Annotated in this window: 1 protein-coding gene; it reads right to left on the bottom strand. The window is 47.7% G+C overall.

Annotated elements, in window-relative coordinates; all coding sequences use genetic code 11:
• The coding region (locus tag LG649_RS15870) for an Ig-like domain-containing protein (protein WP_226544802.1) at positions 1-1338 on the bottom strand (1338 nt) is incomplete at both ends.

Here is a 1338-nt window from a genome sequence, read left to right as displayed (position 1 = left end):
AATCGCCATCCGCATCACAGATCTGATATGTGATTTGATCTGGACCATTGTAATCGCCGGTTGGGGTGTAATCTATCGTATCGTCCGTTGGGTCGTTTGGTGTGCCCCCATCGTTTACCGTGGCGGTGCCATTGCTCGCCCCACTGGTGATAGTTATCGTGCCGGTGCTTGGACCATCGCCGCCAAAACTATCGTCATCTAATACTACAATGTTTACTGTAGCGTCTTCATCTACACTTGCCGTATCGTCTACTGTTGTTGGTACATCATTTACCGAGTTCACTGTAATATCTACCACTGCTGTTTCACAATCGCCATCCGCATCACAGATCTGATACGTGATTTGATCTGTACCATTGTAATCGCCTGTTGGGGTGTAATCTATCGTATCGTCCGTTGGGTCATTTGGTGTGCCCCCATCGTTTACCGTGGCGGTTCCATTGCTCGCCCCACTGGTGATAGTTATCGTGCCGGTGCTTGGACCATCGCCGCCAAAACTATCGTCGTCTAATACTACAATGTTTACTGTATCGTCTTCATCTACACTTGCCGTATCGTCTACTGTTGTTGGTACATCATTTACGGAGTTTACTGTAATATCTACCACTGCTGTTTCACAATCGCCATCGGCATCACAGATCTGATACGTGATTTGATCTGTACCATTGTAATCGCCGGTTGGCGTGTAATCTATCCTATCGTCCGTTGGGTCGGTTGGTGTGCCGCCATCATCTACTGTTGCTGTACCATTGCTCGCGCCACTGGTGATAGTTATCGTGCCGGTGCTTGGACCATCGCCGCCAAAACTATCGTCGTCTAATACTACAATGTTTACTGTAGCGTCTTCATCTACACTTGCCGTATCGTCTACTGTTGTTGGTACATCATTTACCGAGTTCACTGTAATATCTACCACTGCTGTTTCACAATCGCCATCCGCATCGCAGATCTGATACGTGATTTGATCTGTACCATTGTAATCGCCGGTTGGGGTGTAATCTATCGTATCGTCCGTTGGGTCATTTGGTGTGCCCCCATCGTTTACCGTGGCGGTGCCATTGCTCGCCCCACTGGTGATAGTTATCGTGCCGGTGCTTGGACCATCGCCGCCAAAACTATCGTCATCTAATACTACAATGTTTACTGTATCGTCTTCATCTACACTTGCCGTATCGTCCGTCGTGCTTGGTACATCATTTACCGAGTTCACTGTAATATCTACTACTGCTGTTTCACAATCGCCATCCGCATCACAGATCTGATATGTGATTTGATCTGTACCATTGTAATCGCCTGTTGGCGTGTAATCTATCGTATCGTCCGTTGGGTCGTTTGGTG

The sequence above is a fragment of the Neotamlana laminarinivorans genome (genome assembly GCF_020523925.1).
Taxonomy (GTDB): domain Bacteria; phylum Bacteroidota; class Bacteroidia; order Flavobacteriales; family Flavobacteriaceae; genus Neotamlana; species Neotamlana laminarinivorans.
This window is presented reverse-complemented; position numbering and strand designations above follow the sequence as displayed.